The following is a 14539-nucleotide window of genomic DNA, read 5'->3' as shown; positions in this document are numbered from 1 at the left end:
CGGCTCGGGCGATCGAGGTGGCCCGATGCGGGCCCCTTCGCATCGTGGATCGAGCCGCGGATCGCTCCCGAGACCTACAACAGGTGCCCGTCCGGGTCGGAGTGAGGTGTATCAAGGATGTTGGACACGGATTCTGATCTGAGAGGATCGTGTCCATGCCCGCGAAACGCCGGAAGTTCAGCCCGCAGTACAAGGCCGAGGCTGTGCAGATGGTCGTCCAGACCAGTCGAACCGTTGCCGAGGTCGCTCGCGATCTCGGGATCAACCCGACCACGCTGGGCAACTGGGTGAATGCCTGGAAAGACGAACACCCCGAGACATCACCTGAGGAATCACCGGTGGATCGAGCCCGTATCTCCGAGCTGGAGGCCGAGGTCGCGCAGCTGCGCATGGAGAACGAGTTCCTGAAAAAAGCCGCGGCCTTCTTCGCGAGGATGCAGGAGTAGCCGAGCGCTGCGCCCTCGTCGAAGCGGAGAAGGCCAACTACGAGATCACCTGGATGTGCCGGCTGCTCGGGGTGGCCCGGTCGACCTTCTACCACTGGAAGAACAAGGCCGAGACCCCGACCGAGGCCCGACGCCGCGAATTGGCCGGTCAGATCGAGCGGGTCTTCGCCGATTCGAGGAAAACCTATGGGTGTCGCAGGGTCTGCGCGCAGCTCAACCGTGAAGGCATCCCCTGCTCGGTGGGGCTGGTCGCCGACGTTATGCGCGAGCTTGGCCTCGAAGCGGTCCAACCCAGGGCCTGGAAGAAGACCACCGTGCCCGGCGAAGTCGCCGAGGAGGTGCCCGACCGTCTCGAGCGGGACTTCGCCGCCGAAGCCCCTGGACGCGCAGCGGTCGGGGACATCACCTATCTCAAGACCGGGAAAGGCTGGCTGTATCTGGCGACCGTCATCGACCTGCACACGCGCATGGTCATCGGCTGGCAGACGGCCGATCACATGCGCACCAGCCTGATCATCGAGGCCCTGTCCGCCGCGACAGCGGCCGGCTATCTCGAGGAAGGCGCGGTGTTCCACTCCGACAGGGGCACCCAGTACACCTCGGCGGCGTTCGCGGCCTGGTGCTCGAGCAACGGCGTCGACCGCTCCATGGGCCGCACCGGCGTGTGCTGGGACAACGCCGCCGCCGAGTCGTTCTTCGCGAGTTTGAAGAACGAGTGCTACCACCAGCGGTCCTTCGCCACTCGAGCCGAAGCCAGGTTGGCAGTCGCCGACTACATCGAAGTGTTCTACAACCGCCAACGCCTACATTCGACCCTCGGCTACAAGACACCCGCCGAAACCCTGGCCGAGTACTTCACTCGCGCCGCCTGAAACCCAACCGTTACGAGATCCACGTCCAACATCCTTGCTACACCTCAGAGACCGCTTGGAGGTTCGTGCCGTGGCAGCGGTGCTTGCCCTGGTAATAGGGACGGTCGGCGGCGAGGCGGTCGGTGAGGAAGCGGTTCCGTGCTCCGGAGTCGGATATTTCGCGTCGCTCGACGTTGTCGCACTCGGCGGGACATCAAGAAGCTCGGAGTCCAGCCCGTCTCGATCATGGACTACACCGAGGACAGCTATGTCGGTGATCTGGTGGCCGGAGGATCCCGATGTACACGATCGGCACGATCCTGCGGAATCGCTACTACCTGGGGCGGGTCACGTTCAAGGACGTGGAGCACCGGGGACGGCATGAGCCGCTGGTGAGTCAGGAGCTGTTCGATCGGGTGCAGGATGTGTTGCGGCAGAGCAACGGTGGGATTCGCAAGCGGGTATACGACCACCCGTTGAAGGGCGTGCTCTGGTGCGGGCGTTGCCAGACGCGGTTCTACCTCGACACGGTGACGAACGGTCGCGGGATCAAGTACACGTACTTCGTTTGCAGTGGCCGGGCCGACAAGACCTGCCGAAGCGAACGCGTACCGGTCGCGATGATGGAGGCTGAAGTGCAAGCGCACTACAGCAGGCTGCGGACGTTCGATCTCAGCTGGCCGTGGAGTGCACCCGCTTGATTGGCCGCACGCTCGGCTGAACGAGCGGGTTCGGGAGCTTCGGGATCAGCTTGCTCGGGTCGCCGAGCGCCTTGAGCGGGTCGGAAGCTCGGGACTTGATACAGCCCGGCGAGCGGTCGGCCTCCTGCTGGAGTTGTTGGAAGATCCGCAGCGGTTCCTGGACGTGCTTCCAGAGGCGCACCACCGAGGGGTTCACATCGGGTTCTTCGGGCGCCTCTTCGTCACTGTCGAGGACGGGGAGCGCGTGCCCAAGGTTATTGATAACCAGGTCGCGGAGCTGCTGGAACCTTTGGTCGCGGCGACTCGGAGTCGCGCGGAAGTCACCCGGGGCAAAACAAAAGGCCCGCTCAGCGGGCCTGCTTGTTTTGATAAGACTCTTTTGGCTGGGGTACCTGGACTCGAACCAAGAACAACTGAACCAGAATCAGCCGTGTTGCCAATTACACCATACCCCAATGGCGTGCTGCCGCTTTGAACCTCGCGGCTCCAACGGGATGTAACTGTACCGGACGCGCCCACGCCCCTACAAACGGGTTCCTGTGACCCGGACAACGCGCACAGAGGCGCGAGATCTTCGGGTCCAGGCCGTCGCCAGGGCTTCTTCAGGCGCGCCGTTTCAGGCCGGTCCGGAGGTGGATCAGGGCCAGAGCCGTGAATGCGGCCGGGATCACGAGGTCCGCGCCGCGCGATTGGGACCGTGCGGGTGATGCGACCGGGCGGGAAGAGCACGCCCGCGAGGACGAGCACGAGGAGTGAGATGAGATGCAGGTGTCCGATCATGTAGGCAGACTATATGTAGGTGATATACATATAAAGTCCGTCTACTTATCGAGGGCGTAGGCTGGGCCCATGGACGCTGACGGCATTCACGGCCAGCTCGACACCCTCATCCTCGCGACGCTCAAACGCGAAGAGGCCCATGGCTACGCGATCATCGCCGCGCTCAAGGAATCGAGCGGCGAGCAGCTCGACCTGCCCAGCGGCACGGTCTACCCGGCGCTGCGCCGGCTGGAGCGCAACGGCTACGCCGTCGGAAAGTGGACCCAGTCCGGCGGCCGTCGCCGCCGCGTCTACGCGATCACCGACGACGGCCTCGCCGCGCTCGCGAAGGGCCGCGCGGACTGGCTCGCGCTGCGCGAGGTGATGACCGCCGTCCTGGACGCGTGAGCGAGGACTACCCGGCCTCGGTGGCCGCGCCCCTGCGCGGCCCCAGGCGCCTGCTCGCCGAGTTCGGCGACGGGCGGTCGCCGAACGCGAGACGCGGGGCTGCGCCGGGACGCGGCGCTCGTCAAGGCGGCCTCGGAGTTCGGCGAGCCCGGTCGCGGCGTGAGGGGAATTCCCGGCCGACCGGGCAACCCCGGGCCGGGCGGCGGCGTAGTCAGCATGCAGGGCTCCGCCTCATCCACCACCGAGGCGCGCCCGGCCCCTACCCGTCACCTGAAAGAGGCCCAGTGAACGCCGAGGAGCAGCAAGAGGCCGAGTTCCGATCCTTCGCCATAGCCCAGCGCGAAAGCCTGCGCCGATACGCGTATCTGCTGTGCGGGGACTGGTATGAAGCCGACGACATCGTGCAGAAGGCGCTGACGAAGATGTTCGCCGCGTGGAAGCGCGTCGAGCCGGGCGGCGCTTCGGCGTACGTCCGCAAGATCGTCACCAACGTCTACATCTCGCACCGGCGCTTGAGCTGGGTGCGCCGCGAGCGCGCCCACTCCGAGCTGCCGGTGCAGCGCCTCGAACGCCCCCAGGAGGAGGTCGACGTCCGGCTCGAGCTGATCGCGCTGCTGGACCGGCTTCCACCGAGGCAGCGCGCGACGCTCGTTCTCCGGTATTGGGAGCAACTGTCAGTCGACGAGACCGCGATGGCCATGAACTGCTCGACCGGAACCGTGAAGAGCCAGTCCGCGAAAGGGCTGCGCAAGCTCAAGGAGCTCCTCACCGATTCGGCCGTCCTGGTACGGGTCTAGCGGAAAGGAAACGAAGTCACATGAATCACGACGACCCGCGGGCGGTGTTCCGCCAGGCCATGCCCGAGGCCACGCCCCCCGATGCCCCGTTCGACCTCGACCGGATCGTCCAGGACGGCTACCTCGCCCGCCGCCGCCACCGCGCCGTCCTCGGCGCGGCCGCGACCACCGGCGTCGCCGCCGTAGCCGCCGTCCTCGCCTTGTCGGTCGCGGGTTTCCCGGACGGCTTCGCCGATCCGGTCGACCCCGCCGAGCAGTCCGGGGAGAGCGCGGCCGAGGAGTTCGCGATGTCCGGATATCCCTATGCCCCAGGCGATCAGCTCGGCTCCGAGGACGAGCGCGAGATCCTGCGCGACGCCGCGGTCGAGTCGTTCAGCACGCTGTTGGAGGACGCGGGCGTGACGCTCACGGACCCGCTGGGGTTCGCCTCGTCGCAGCGCCCCGGCAACTACGGCCAGACCTGGCTGCGCAGCTACACGAGCAGCGTCTTCGACGGGGAGGACCAGGTGCTCCGGCTGGAGGCCATGCTCCCCGGCGGCTGGACCGCCGAACCGGGCCCGTTCACCCAGCAGCTGTTCCCGCAGCACCTCATCAGCGCCAGCGGCGACCCGTGGTACACGGACGCCGACTGGACCGACGAGCTGGTGACCACCGAACTCGACGACGGCCGCAGGCTCATCACCGTCGACCACGAGTGCGCCTACGAGATCGCCGTGGTCTACCCGAACGGCAGCGGCCTGCGCGCGACCTGGGACATCGGCTGCTGGAAGGGCGAGCCGGAGTACGAGGTGTCGCTGGAGGACTTCACCGCGGCCGTCACCGCGATGCCCGAAGTGGACTACGACACGGGCGGTCTCACGCCGGTGGACGAGCTCCTCGAGGTGCCGACCGGCTGGCTCTTCGACCCCGAGTGGGAGCAGTCCGACGAGGCGCTGGCCAGCGCCGAGTCCTCCATCGCGTCCGCGTCGGCCGCATTGGAGCAGTCGGAGTTCCAAGGAGGCGTCAACGAACCCAGCGCGATCCAGGTCGGCATGGTCAACCGCGGCGCGACCGCCGTCCGGACCTATCACGGCTCGGGCTTGATGGTGTACGAGACGCCCGACGAAGTGCGCGACCTCTCGTTCGACCTGAACTACTACCTGCCGGGTGGCTGGGTGCCCGGCATCGCCGAGGAGGGTGAGCGCGGCCCGAACCCGGTGCACTGCCTGGAGGGCTTCACCTGCTCGGAGACGACCGACGACGACGGCACCGTCTGGACCTTCGAAGCGGCCCGTGACGCCACCGACGGCCAGGTCCAGGTCACCCGTTTCGATCCCGACGGCTGGGCGGTCAGCATCACGGTCCACCAGGAGGAGGACGCCCCGGTCGAAACCGACTTCCTCGGCGACGTCCTCCGGGCCATGCCCGCGCCGGTGTACGACGAGGAAGAGGAGCCGACGGTCCCGGAGAACTAGGAGCCCCTGGTCGTCCCAAGGCTGATCCCCGGGAACACCGAGAGGCGCGGGTCCGCACTGCGGGCCCGCGCCTCTCCCCCGTCCGCGGGGGTCCCAGGGGGTTCTCAGGACACCCTCTGGGAGCCGTCTACTTCAGGACCTGCCAGTCGCGCGAGCCCAGGTACTCGGGCCTGTGCTTCTCCGCGGCGAACGGGTCCGTGAGCGCGTTCTCGACGCTGTTGAACACGATGAACAGGTTCGAGCGCGGGAACGGCGAGATGTTCCCGTTCGAGCCGTGCATGCAGTTGCAGTCGAACCAGATCGCCGACCCGGCCTTGCCGGTGAACTGGTGGATGCCGTGCTTGTCGGCGAGGAGGCGCAGCGACCCGTGGTCGGGGGTGCCGATCTCCTGCTTCACGAGTGAGGCCTTGTGGTTGTCCTCGGGCGTCTCGCCCACGCACGAGACGAACGTCTGGTGCGAGCCGGGCATGATCATCAGCGAGCCGTTGAAGTGGTAGTTCTCGGTCAGCGCCAAGGAGAGGCTGACGGCCCGCATCCGCGGCATGCCGTCCTCGGCGTGCCACGTCTCGAAGTCCGAGTGCCACTCGAAGGGCGCGCCTCCGAAGCCGGGCTTGTAGTTGATCCGGCTCTGGTGGATGTACACGTCCGAGCCCAGGATCTGGCGGGCGACGCCGGCGATCCGCTCGTCGCGCACGAGCGCGGCGAAGAACGGCGACAGCTTGTGGACGTCGAAGACCGAGCGGACTTCGTCGGTGGTCCGCTCGCGGATCACGCGCTCGTCGCCGTCGAGGGCCGGGTCCTGCATGACCCGGTCGAGTTCGGCCTGGGCGTCCGCGAGCTCGGTCGGCTCCAGCAGCTGCGGCACGGCGGTGAAGCCGTCCAGTTCGTGCCGGTCGAGCTGCGTGGCGGTCAGGGGCCCGTCGCCCGGGCCGCCCCAGACGGCCGGGTCGTCGGTGCGGTAGACCAGGCGCGGCTCCTTGAAGCGGCGGGTCGGGTAGAGGTCGATCGGTGACGACATGGTGATTCGCTCCTCACTGCGCCGCCGGCGAAGCGGCGCTCTCGTCGGATGTGCGTCGTCTCGGGTGGAACTCGTCTCGGTCGGTTGCGGGATGGACTGGGCGGGACGCGGTCAGGCGCCGTCCTCGGTCAGGAGCGGGTAGACGCCGTCCGCGTCGTGGATCTCCCGGCCGGTGACCGGCGGGTTGAACACGCACACGACGCGCAGGTCCCGGTCGACGTCGAGCGTGTGCCGCTCGTTGCCGTTGAGGACGTACATCGTGCCCGGCGCGAGGGCGTGCACCTCGCCGGATTCGAGGTCGCGCAGTTTCGCGGACCCCTCGATGACGTAGACGGCCTCGATGTGGTTGGCGTAGTGCATGGTCGTGGAGGTCCCCGCGAACAGCACGGTGTCGTGGAGGGAGAACCCGACGCCGTCGCGCGCCAGCAGCAGGCGCCGCGAACGCCAGGTGCCCTCCGCCTGGTCCCGGTCGCCGCCTTCGACGTCGGCGTCGGTCCCGATAAGGTCTTCGAGCCTGCGGACGATCATGCTGAGGCCTCCTCTGCGGCGGTCTTGGCGACCGTGGCGACGGCCTCGCGCACGATGCCGGCGCCCTCTTCGAACTCCGCCATGGTCGTGGTGAGCGGCGGCAGGAACTTGACGACCTCGTCCTCGGCGCCGGAGGTCTCCATGAGCAGGCCGTTCGCGAAGGCCTCCTTGCAGACCTGGCCGGCGTGCTCGGGCCGCTCGAAGACCAGCCCGCGCGCGAGTCCGCGGCCCCTCGTGGCGATCGCCAGCTCCGGGTGGGAGTCGGCGATGTCGCGCAGCTCCCCGTCGAGCCAGGTCGCGCTCGCGTCCACGTCGGCGGTGAAGGAGTCGGTGCGCCAGAACGTCTCCAGCGCGGCGGTCGCGGTCACGAACGCGGGGGCGAACCCGCGGAACGTGCCGTTGTGCTCTCCGGGCTCCCACACGTCCAGGTGCGGCTTCATGAGGGTCAGCGCGAACGGCAGGCCCATGCCGGACAGGGACTTCGAGAGCGTCACGATGTCGGGTGTGATCCCGGCGCGCTCGAAGGAGAAGAACGGCCCGGTGCGGCCGCAGCCCATCTGGATGTCGTCGACGATGAACAGCATGTCGTGCTCGCGGCACACCGCCTCGAGCCCGCGCAGCCACTCGTCGCTGGCGACGTTGATGCCGCCCTCGCCCTGCACGGTCTCCACGATGACCGCGGCGGGCAGGTCGAGCCCGGAGCCTGGGTCTTCGAGGATGCTGCGCAGCCACAGGAAGTCGGGCGTGCGCCCGTCGAGGTAGTTGTCGTAGGGCATCGTCGCGGCGTTGTTGAGCGGGACGCCCGCCCCGCCGCGCTTCATCGAGTTCCCGGTGACCGCGAGGGCCCCCAGGGTCATGCCGTGGAACCCGTTCGTGAACGACACGACGGTCTCGCGGCCGGTGTACTTGCGGGCGAGCTTGAGCGCGGCCTCGACGGCGTTGTTCCCGGCGGGCCCGGGAAACTGCACCTTGTAGTCGAGGTTCCTGGGTGCGAGCACGAGGTCGCGGAACGTCTCCAGGAACCGGCGCTTGGCGCTGGAGTAGGTGTCGAGCGTGTGGACGACGTTGTCCTCGGCGAGGTAGGCCAGGAGGGCCTCCTTGATCGCCGGATGGTTGTGGCCGTAGTTGAGCGAGCCCGCACCGGCGAAGAAGTCGAGGTACGACCTTCCCTGCTCGTCGTCGATGCGGCTGCCCTTCGCGGTGGTGAACACCGTGGGCCAGTTGCGGCAATATGAGCGGACTTGTGATTCGACCTGTTCGAAAACCTGCATAGTTCTCTTCTGGTCGGCCTGATGAGCGGTTCTCCGCTTCCCGGTGCCGCGCAGGGCGGTCTCCGGGCGCTTACCCGGGCCGGCCTCGGCGAAGCTTGCGGGCCGCGGAGCGGTCCGTTCGCCGATGCCCGGGTAGGGCGGGGCTCAGTCCGGTGCCGGACCGCGGCCGTCCGGCCCTGCCAGGCCGGACGTGAGCGGTTCGAAGGACCCGGAGAACGGACGCGAGCCAGGGTCGGATCGCTCTGGGAGCGGTCCGATCCTTTGCAGCACTTCAGGTCCGTGATCGGAGCCGAGCTCGTGCTCGGAGAACAGCACGTCGCGCGTCAAGTCCGCGCCGTTCGCTCTCGCGAACGACTCGAACAGGTGCAGCGACGCTTTGTTGTCAGGGGTCACGGTCGCTTCGACGAAGCGGACCCCGCTTGGACGCGCGGACCCGGCCAGGTGGTCGAGCATGCGCGATGCCAGTCCCCGGCGGCGGAAGTCCGGGCCCACCGCGACCTGCCACACGAACAGCGTGTCGGGCGAGTCCGGGCGCCGGTAACCGGTGATGAAGCCTGCCAGTCGGCCCTCCGACCCGGCCACGACGCTGGAGTCCGCGAAATCGCGGCACCACAGCAGGTAGGCATACCTGCTGTTGACGTCGAGGCCGCCCGCGTCCCGGGCCAGCTCCCACATGAGCGGACCGTCGGCGGAGGTCGGAATGCGCAGGTCGAACGCCCCCTCGGCGGGGTCGTCCGCTCCTCGGACCTGGGTGCTCGGCCCTCGCGGGCCCACGGCACTTGCGTCTCCGGTTGGCATGCGCTCGACCGTAGCAAGGATCGCGGCCATTGTTAAGGCCAGAAGGACAATATTGTTAAGTTCTTAACGCGGATGTCCACCGCACACGATCGGGCGACAAGAACGGTGGGGACCACCGTTCTTGTCGTACCCCCGCGGAAGGATGGGCACTACCTTTCCCCGGGAGGGTGGGGGTTTGGGATGGTTAGTCCGGCTCGACCTCGTCGTGCTCCTGGATGTCGATGCGCTCGATGCCGGCGCGCTCGGTCACGGTCCGGCGCAATGCCAGCTCGGGATCGACCCCGGCGGCCCGGGCGGCGGCCACGGCCGCGAACAGGAACTCCCCGACCTGGTCGGGCTCGAGCTTGAGCCCTTCGGGCAGCTCGGGCACCTCCAGCGGCTCGCCGGCGTCGTTGAAGCGCTCGATCACCTTGGCCGCCAGCGCGAGCGACGGGAGCTGGCGCGAGATGCCGTCGGCCGGGTGGTCCCGCTCGGGCTTCTCGGCGGCCTTGGCCTCGTTCCAGTTCTCGTAGAGGTCCTCGGGATCGGCGTCGCCCCACACGTGCGGGTGGCGGCGGATGATCTTCTCGACCAGGTCGCCGGCGACGTCGTCGATGTCGAAGTCCTCGGCGAGCGAGGCGTGCAGGAGCGGCTGGAAGAGCAGGTCCCCCAGTTCCTCGCGGAGCTCGTCGGGGTCCTCGCCCGCGATGGCGTCGAGGACCTCGTAGGACTCCTCCAGCAGGTAGGTGCCGAGGCTGGCGTGGGTCTGCTCGCGGTGCCAGGGGCAGCCGTCCTCGGCGTGCAGGCGCGCGACGGCCTCCACGAGGTCGAGCAGCCGGGCGCCGGGCGGATCCCAAGAGCCGTAGATGATCTCGAGTTCGATCTCGCCGCCCGCGACGTATTCGGCCAGCGCTTCGCGCAGCTCTTCGTCGCCGTCCTCGCCGACGATCCAGACGCCGCCCTCCTCAAGGAAGTCGGCGGCGTCCTCGACCAGGTCGACGTCGATCCCGGCGTCGCGGATCGCTTCGACCGTGGGGCTCTCGTGGAACGCGGCGACGGCCTCGGCCTCGTGGAGCGCGTCCCAGGCCTCGACGGTCAGGAGTCCGGCGGGGATGCGGGGCGAGGTCAGAAGCCAGGTGATGGTGCTCAACGCTGCGGGATCTCCACTTCGAACAGGCCTTCGGCGCCTTCGGCGAGCAAGGGGAAGGCGTCGACGCCGTAGCGCGGATTGACCCGGACGTCGTACTCCTCGAAGTATCCGGCCAGGGCGTCGCTGAGCGCGGCGTAGGCCTCCATCGCGGCCTGGTCCTCGGGCGCCAGCTGCTCGAACGGGGCGCCGAGGTCGGCCATGTGGGCCAGTTCGTCCTCGGTGAGCTCGCGCGGCTCGACGTCGGCGGAGATCGCGTCGAGGTAGCCGCTGGCCCTGGTGCATTCGGCGTCGAAGTCGTCGACGGCCGCGGCGGTGTCCGGCTCGGGCAGGTCCATGGCCTGGCCGAGTTCGGAGAACAGGACGCACAGCACCGCGCTCTCGCGGTTGGGGGCGAGGTCGAGGTTGACCGCTTCGATCTCGGGGTCCGTGTTCGCCTCCTCGGCGAGCTCCACGTATCCGTCGACAGTGGACTCCGAGATCCGCTCGTCCCCGACGAACAGGGCCGCGCCCTGCTCGGTCCCGCAACCCGCCAATGCGAGGAGTCCGACCGAGGCCACGGCCGCGATTCTGAATGTGCGCACAGCACTTCCCTTCCGCTCGACTGCCCTGTGACCTTAGCCTCAGCCCGGATTCCTCCACAATCCGCCTACCCCGCGCCGCTCAGGTCAGGGGCGCATGTGCTCGTGTGCCCATTCTTCGAAGCCGGTGAGCGGGATACCGAAGGCCCTGGCGAACTCCGGGCGGGCCGGCTGCCCGGCGGCGTTCATCCATTCCAGGGAGGCCCCCATCGGCGGCATACCGGCGTCCAGCGCCTCCTGGACGGTCATGTCCGGCGCCGCGATCGGGGTGGCGAGCGCGCGGGAGAGGACCTCGGCGATCTCGGTCATGGACAGGTCCTCGCTGGCCATCTCCAGCTCGACGCCGTTGAACCGCTCGGGCTCGGCGAAGGCGGCGGCGGCCGCGGCGCCGATGTCGCGCACCGCGGTGAGGGACAGATGGGTCGACGGTTTCAGGATGCCCACAAGCCCTCCTTCGATGCCGCGCGGGAAGAGGTACGCCATGGACGGGAGGAAGTTGTCCATGAAGAAGCCCGGCTTGATGAGCGTCCAGTGCGGGAAGCCGGCGTCGCGGACGCGGTCCTGGATCGCGGCCTTGGCGTTGAAGGAGGCCTCGACCGCCCAGCGGCCTTCCTCCCAGAGGGGGTGCTCGGTGTGCTGGCCGGCGCCGGTGACGGAGGTGTGGACGAACTGCCCCACTCCGGCGGCCTTCGCGCCTTCGATGAGGTTGACGCCCTGAGCGATCTCCCCGTCGAAGTCGATGCCGTCGGCGCTGAACGCGGGCATCTGCACGGAGAAGACCGCGCGGGCCCCCTTGGCGGCCTCGGTCACCGATTCGCGGTCGTGGAGGTCGCCGGTGGCGAGTTCGGCGCCGAGCGCCTCGACGGCCCTGGCGTTCTCGGTGGTCGGGTCGCGGACCAGGGCGCGGACGGGGACGCCCGCCGCGAGCAGGGCCCGGGCGGTGGCACCGCCCTGTTTGCCGGTGGCTCCGGTGACCAGGACGGGTGCGGAATCGACGGACATGCTGCTCCTCGGTTGCTCGGATCATAAACGGCGGACCCCGCCGTTTAGCTTCACGCTACAATACGGCGGGGCCCGCCATTTAGCAAACCGGAGGTGTCGCATGCCTGCCGACCAGCCCGTCCAACCCATGAGCCCGCCGACCGGCCGCCACGCGAGCCAGCCCGCCGGCCGTCGCGCCGACGCCCGGCGCAATTACGCGCGCATCCTCGCCGTGGCGGAGGAGGAGGTCGCCGCGCACGGCGCCGACGCGTCCCTGGAGCAGATCGCCCGCGTCGCGGGAGTCGGTTCGGCGACCGTGCGCCGGCACTTCCCCACCCGCCGCGCCCTACTGGAAGCGGTGTCGCAGAGCCGGATCGAGGCCCTGTGCGACCGGGCCCGCGATCTGACGGGCGATGAGGCGGGCGCGATCGACAGCCGCAGCGCCCTGCTGGGCTGGCTGGGCGAGGTGGTCGCCTACTCGGCTTCCGCTCGGGGACTGGCGGCCGTGCTGGCGCCCGAAGGCACCATGGGCGATGCGGATCCCATGGACGGCTGCTCGCGAAAGCTGGAGGCGGTGGCGGCCCCGCTGCTGCATCGCGCGATCCGCGACGGCGCGGTGGCGGAAGGCGTCACCTTCGCCGATCTGATGGGCCTGATCGTCGGCATCGCCTTGGCCACCGAGCACGACCCCGATCCGGCCGCCCAGTCCGACCGGCTGTTCCGCCTGGCCGTGGCGGGGTTGAGCCCGCAGAGTTGAGTCTTGTCGAGGACAGGGGGCGGGCCGACCGATCCCCACCCGGATCGGCCGGCCCTGTGATGCGCCGCTCGGCCCGTGCCCGGGGAACCACGGGCCGGGGGCGCGTTCCCTATCGGGTCGGGTTCTCGACGACCTTGCGCGCCTCGGCGACGATCCACGCGCACCACTCGTCGTGGTTCCAGGCGCCGTGCCAGTACGGCGATTCGCCGATGCCTTCCTCGAATGTGGCGCACGGGTTCGGGCCGCCGCCGCTGTCGCGGCAGTCGACGCGGTACGCGCGCGGATCGGCCGAGATCTCGAAGACGGTGAAGAAGGCCGGTCCGCGCCGGAACTCGCCGAGGTAGACGCCCTGCTTGTCCTTGGCCTCAGCCATTGCAGACTCGAACCTTCCCGGCCTCCGGCGGCCGTCCGTTGTAGAAGACCATGAAGGCCTGGTCCTTGAGCCAGCCCTTCCACTCCTCGCCCGCCGAGCGCCAGCCGTCTCCCCAAGTGGCCCTGAGGTTCCAGGTCGCCAGACCGGAGACGATCACCACGATGTCGGCGTGGTCGCCTCCCGCATACACCTGGAACGAGTCCGGCACTTCGGTGCTCGAAGCGCGGACGGTGAAATGGCGCTGACCGTCGCTGAACCGCCCCCGGTACAAGGGGTCGCCCGCCTCCTGCCGCGCGCTCGCTTCTCTTCGCATTACTCGCTCTCCTCCCATCCGCGTCAGCGGTGTGAGTCGAGAGTAGGGAGAGGGAAGGCAGAAGCTCAAGGCAAAACACCTGCTAGGACGGTTGGCATTGAGTGCAGCGACAATGCGTGTGCCATAACGGTGTGGCAGTATGGTTCTCCAAACTGCCATACGGAATCGCGCCTCGATGAAGGTTGCGCAATGGACGGTTATTGCGATACTGAGTGGATGTCGACGGCTTCTGAACTTCGCAGGCAGATCGGGCGCGAGCTTGCGGCGCAGCGCGAATTGGCGGGACTCAATGTCACCGACCCGGAGGCGGCCGCGATCGTCGGTTCGACTCGGACGCTCAGACGGCTGGAGGAGGGCAGGTCGACCAGGTTGACCTTCGCGATCATCGGCAGGCTCGCCGAGCACTACGGTGCCCCGCAACAGGTCCGATTCGAGCTGGAACGCATCTGGCGCTTCGTGAACGACAAGATCTGGGCCCAGACCAGCCTCGCGATCGCAAACTCCGGGTGGGATGCCTACCTGGAGTTCGAGAGGCTGGCAGTCGGCCTGAGAAAGTTCGAGACCATGTTCGTGCCTGGTGAGATGCAAACGGAGAGGACCATGCGACGGCTCTTTGAGCGTGGAGATGTCGCTCCCGAGCGAATCCCGGTGCTCATCGAGGATCGGCTTGCCCGGCAGGAGGCACTCCTGGGCCGGTTGGAGTCGATCAAGCTGGAATATCTGTTGACCGAAACGGTCCTGCGGTGCGGCTGCGATGACGAGCAGCTCAACCGAATGCTCGAAATCGATGAACACCCCAACGTGACCATCAAGTACCTGCCGTTCTCAGGCGGACCTTATCCAATGCTCGATGTGCCCTTCTACGTACTATCCTTCAGAGATCACGAGGATCCCAGCATCGTCTATCTGGAAAGCCCCTACGAGCGCCGGTTCTATGAGAACAGCGACGCAGTGGCCAAGTACCACCAGATTTTCGAAGGAGGGCTCCGACAGGCCAAGTCTCTGAAGGAGTTCAAGCGATGAGCCAGGATGGGTGGCGCAAGTCGAGCAGGAGCCAGGGCACTGCGGACAGCAACTGCGTTGAGTTGCGGGTCGCCCCGTGGCGCAAGTCGAGCAGAAGCAACGGCGCAGAGAACAGCGCCTGCGTCGAAGCCCGCCCCGCAGGTACCGGCTTCCAGGTGCGGGACAGCAAGCTCGGCGATGGTTCCCCGATCTTCGATCTGAAGACCGCCGACTTCACCGCTCTGCTTCAGCAAGCCGACCGGTAGTCGATCCCCACGAATCAATCGAGGCCCGGCCGTTCGGCCGGGCCTCTTTCGGCTCTCGGCAGCAGAACTGCGCCGGAGCACCGACTGAGCTGGTTTTAACCTTCAAAGT

Annotated in this window: 18 protein-coding genes and 1 tRNA gene; 8 read left to right on the top strand and 11 right to left on the bottom strand. The window is 68.0% G+C overall.

Annotated features, from left to right (window positions below; all coding sequences use genetic code 11):
* Nucleotides 1–155: 155 nt before the first annotated feature.
* Both BLQ63_RS06535 and BLQ63_RS06530 read left to right on the top strand, forming a co-directional pair.
* A protein-coding gene (locus BLQ63_RS06535) for an IS3 family transposase (protein WP_091030557.1) occupies nucleotides 156–1318 on the top strand; the annotation gives its coding sequence in 2 pieces (ribosomal slippage) (nucleotides 156–414 and nucleotides 414–1318; 1164 coding nt in all).
* A gap of 278 nt (nucleotides 1319–1596) precedes the next feature.
* The gene (locus BLQ63_RS06530) at nucleotides 1597–1998 is read left to right on the top strand and encodes a recombinase zinc beta ribbon domain-containing protein (protein ID WP_091030554.1); all 402 of its coding nucleotides are present in this window, start codon (nucleotides 1597–1599) and stop codon (nucleotides 1996–1998) included.
* Here BLQ63_RS06530 and BLQ63_RS06525 read toward each other — a convergent pair.
* Both BLQ63_RS06525 and BLQ63_RS06520 read right to left on the bottom strand, forming a co-directional pair.
* Nucleotides 1970–2194, bottom strand: a complete 225-nt coding sequence (locus BLQ63_RS06525; RefSeq protein ID WP_091030551.1) for a hypothetical protein — start codon at nucleotides 2192–2194, stop codon at nucleotides 1970–1972. The genes BLQ63_RS06530 and BLQ63_RS06525 overlap by 29 nt on opposite strands.
* 184 nt (nucleotides 2195–2378) lie before the next feature.
* Nucleotides 2379–2453, bottom strand: a tRNA-Gln gene (locus BLQ63_RS06520).
* Between the two features lie 394 nt (nucleotides 2454–2847).
* Here BLQ63_RS06520 and BLQ63_RS06515 point away from each other — a divergent pair.
* The 3 genes from BLQ63_RS06515 (at nucleotide 2848) to BLQ63_RS06505 (ending at nucleotide 5416) form a co-directional block, all read left to right on the top strand.
* Nucleotides 2848–3165 carry a PadR family transcriptional regulator gene (locus BLQ63_RS06515; protein ID WP_091030549.1) on the top strand — a complete coding sequence of 106 codons (318 nt, stop codon included), beginning with the start codon at nucleotides 2848–2850 and terminating at the stop codon, nucleotides 3163–3165.
* Nucleotides 3166–3449: 284 nt separating this feature from the next.
* A complete protein-coding gene (locus BLQ63_RS06510; protein WP_091030545.1) occupies nucleotides 3450–3962 on the top strand; it encodes a SigE family RNA polymerase sigma factor in 513 nt (170 codons plus the stop codon).
* Between the two features lie 20 nt (nucleotides 3963–3982).
* Nucleotides 3983–5416: a hypothetical protein gene (locus tag BLQ63_RS06505; RefSeq protein ID WP_091030543.1), complete on the top strand. Its 1434-nt coding sequence runs from the start codon at nucleotides 3983–3985 to the stop codon at nucleotides 5414–5416.
* A 127-nt stretch (nucleotides 5417–5543) separates the two neighbouring features.
* Here BLQ63_RS06505 and thpD read toward each other — a convergent pair whose 3' ends face one another.
* The 7 genes from thpD to BLQ63_RS06470 form a co-directional block, all read right to left on the bottom strand.
* Complete coding sequence (gene thpD, locus BLQ63_RS06500; protein WP_091030539.1) at nucleotides 5544–6434, bottom strand: ectoine hydroxylase; 891 nt, start codon at nucleotides 6432–6434, stop codon at nucleotides 5544–5546.
* Nucleotides 6435–6545: 111 nt separating this feature from the next.
* A complete protein-coding gene (locus tag BLQ63_RS06495) occupies nucleotides 6546–6962 on the bottom strand; it encodes an ectoine synthase (RefSeq protein WP_091030536.1) in 417 nt (138 codons plus the stop codon).
* The gene (gene ectB, locus BLQ63_RS06490) at nucleotides 6959–8233 is read right to left on the bottom strand and encodes a diaminobutyrate--2-oxoglutarate transaminase (protein ID WP_091030534.1); all 1275 of its coding nucleotides are present in this window, start codon (nucleotides 8231–8233) and stop codon (nucleotides 6959–6961) included. Before ectB ends, BLQ63_RS06495 begins: the two co-directional genes overlap by 4 nt.
* A 144-nt stretch (nucleotides 8234–8377) precedes the next feature.
* Nucleotides 8378–9031 (bottom strand): diaminobutyrate acetyltransferase, encoded by a 654-nt coding sequence (gene ectA, locus BLQ63_RS06485; RefSeq protein ID WP_091030531.1) that lies wholly within the window; start codon nucleotides 9029–9031, stop codon nucleotides 8378–8380.
* Between the two features lie 184 nt (nucleotides 9032–9215).
* Nucleotides 9216–10160 carry a nucleoside triphosphate pyrophosphohydrolase gene (locus BLQ63_RS06480; protein WP_091030528.1) on the bottom strand — a complete coding sequence of 315 codons (945 nt, stop codon included), beginning with the start codon at nucleotides 10158–10160 and terminating at the stop codon, nucleotides 9216–9218.
* Nucleotides 10157–10741 carry a hypothetical protein gene (locus tag BLQ63_RS29120; protein ID WP_245680871.1) on the bottom strand — a complete coding sequence of 195 codons (585 nt, stop codon included), beginning with the start codon at nucleotides 10739–10741 and terminating at the stop codon, nucleotides 10157–10159. The genes BLQ63_RS06480 and BLQ63_RS29120 overlap by 4 nt, the downstream gene beginning before the upstream one ends.
* A gap of 84 nt (nucleotides 10742–10825) precedes the next feature.
* A complete protein-coding gene (locus BLQ63_RS06470; protein ID WP_091030521.1) occupies nucleotides 10826–11740 on the bottom strand; it encodes an NmrA family NAD(P)-binding protein in 915 nt (304 codons plus the stop codon).
* Nucleotides 11741–11867: 127 nt separating this feature from the next.
* Between BLQ63_RS06470 and BLQ63_RS06465 the strand changes: the two genes are divergently transcribed.
* On the top strand, nucleotides 11868–12476 hold the full coding sequence (locus BLQ63_RS06465) for an SbtR family transcriptional regulator (RefSeq protein WP_091031504.1): 609 nt from the start codon (nucleotides 11868–11870) through the stop codon (nucleotides 12474–12476).
* Between the two features lie 109 nt (nucleotides 12477–12585).
* Here the strand turns inward: BLQ63_RS06465 and BLQ63_RS06460 are convergent, their stop codons facing one another.
* Together BLQ63_RS06460 and BLQ63_RS06455 are read right to left on the bottom strand one after the other, a co-directional pair.
* Entirely contained in the window at nucleotides 12586–12849 is a 264-nt protein-coding gene (locus BLQ63_RS06460) for a hypothetical protein (protein WP_091030517.1), read from the bottom strand.
* Nucleotides 12842–13162 carry a hypothetical protein gene (locus BLQ63_RS06455; protein ID WP_143014789.1) on the bottom strand — a complete coding sequence of 107 codons (321 nt, stop codon included), beginning with the start codon at nucleotides 13160–13162 and terminating at the stop codon, nucleotides 12842–12844. The genes BLQ63_RS06460 and BLQ63_RS06455 overlap by 8 nt, the downstream gene beginning before the upstream one ends.
* Before the next feature lie 216 nt (nucleotides 13163–13378).
* On the opposite strand from BLQ63_RS06455, the gene BLQ63_RS06450 reads away from it, so the two are divergent.
* Entirely contained in the window at nucleotides 13379–14185 is an 807-nt protein-coding gene (locus BLQ63_RS06450) for a helix-turn-helix domain-containing protein (RefSeq protein ID WP_143014788.1), read from the top strand.
* Entirely contained in the window at nucleotides 14182–14430 is a 249-nt protein-coding gene (locus tag BLQ63_RS06445; protein ID WP_091030509.1) for a DUF397 domain-containing protein, read from the top strand. Before BLQ63_RS06450 ends, BLQ63_RS06445 begins: the two co-directional genes overlap by 4 nt.
* The last annotated feature ends 109 nt before the right edge of the window (nucleotides 14431–14539 follow it).

Origin of the sequence: Glycomyces harbinensis, from assembly GCF_900101745.1 — a bacterium.
In the GTDB taxonomy this organism is placed as follows: domain Bacteria; phylum Actinomycetota; class Actinomycetes; order Mycobacteriales; family Micromonosporaceae; genus Glycomyces; species Glycomyces harbinensis.
Note: the sequence above shows the minus strand (reverse complement) of the source record. Positions and strands in the feature narration are given on the sequence as shown.

Coding starts and splice junctions, on each gene's coding strand:
- BLQ63_RS06530 (WP_091030554.1), top strand. CDS start 1,597: ATGTACACGATCGGCACGATCCTGCGGAATCGCTACTACCTGGGGCGG.
- BLQ63_RS06515 (WP_091030549.1), top strand. CDS start 2,848: ATGGACGCTGACGGCATTCACGGCCAGCTCGACACCCTCATCCTCGCG.
- BLQ63_RS06505 (WP_091030543.1), top strand. CDS start 3,983: ATGAATCACGACGACCCGCGGGCGGTGTTCCGCCAGGCCATGCCCGAG.
- thpD (WP_091030539.1), bottom strand. CDS start 6,434: ATGTCGTCACCGATCGACCTCTACCCGACCCGCCGCTTCAAGGAGCCG.
- BLQ63_RS06495 (WP_091030536.1), bottom strand. CDS start 6,962: ATGATCGTCCGCAGGCTCGAAGACCTTATCGGGACCGACGCCGACGTC.
- ectB (WP_091030534.1), bottom strand. CDS start 8,233: ATGCAGGTTTTCGAACAGGTCGAATCACAAGTCCGCTCATATTGCCGC.
- ectA (WP_091030531.1), bottom strand. CDS start 9,031: ATGCCAACCGGAGACGCAAGTGCCGTGGGCCCGCGAGGGCCGAGCACC.
- BLQ63_RS06470 (WP_091030521.1), bottom strand. CDS start 11,740: ATGTCCGTCGATTCCGCACCCGTCCTGGTCACCGGAGCCACCGGCAAA.
- BLQ63_RS06465 (WP_091031504.1), top strand. CDS start 11,868: ATGAGCCCGCCGACCGGCCGCCACGCGAGCCAGCCCGCCGGCCGTCGC.
- BLQ63_RS06460 (WP_091030517.1), bottom strand. CDS start 12,849: ATGGCTGAGGCCAAGGACAAGCAGGGCGTCTACCTCGGCGAGTTCCGG.
- BLQ63_RS06455 (WP_143014789.1), bottom strand. CDS start 13,162: ATGCGAAGAGAAGCGAGCGCGCGGCAGGAGGCGGGCGACCCCTTGTAC.
- BLQ63_RS06450 (WP_143014788.1), top strand. CDS start 13,379: ATGTCGACGGCTTCTGAACTTCGCAGGCAGATCGGGCGCGAGCTTGCG.
- BLQ63_RS06445 (WP_091030509.1), top strand. CDS start 14,182: ATGAGCCAGGATGGGTGGCGCAAGTCGAGCAGGAGCCAGGGCACTGCG.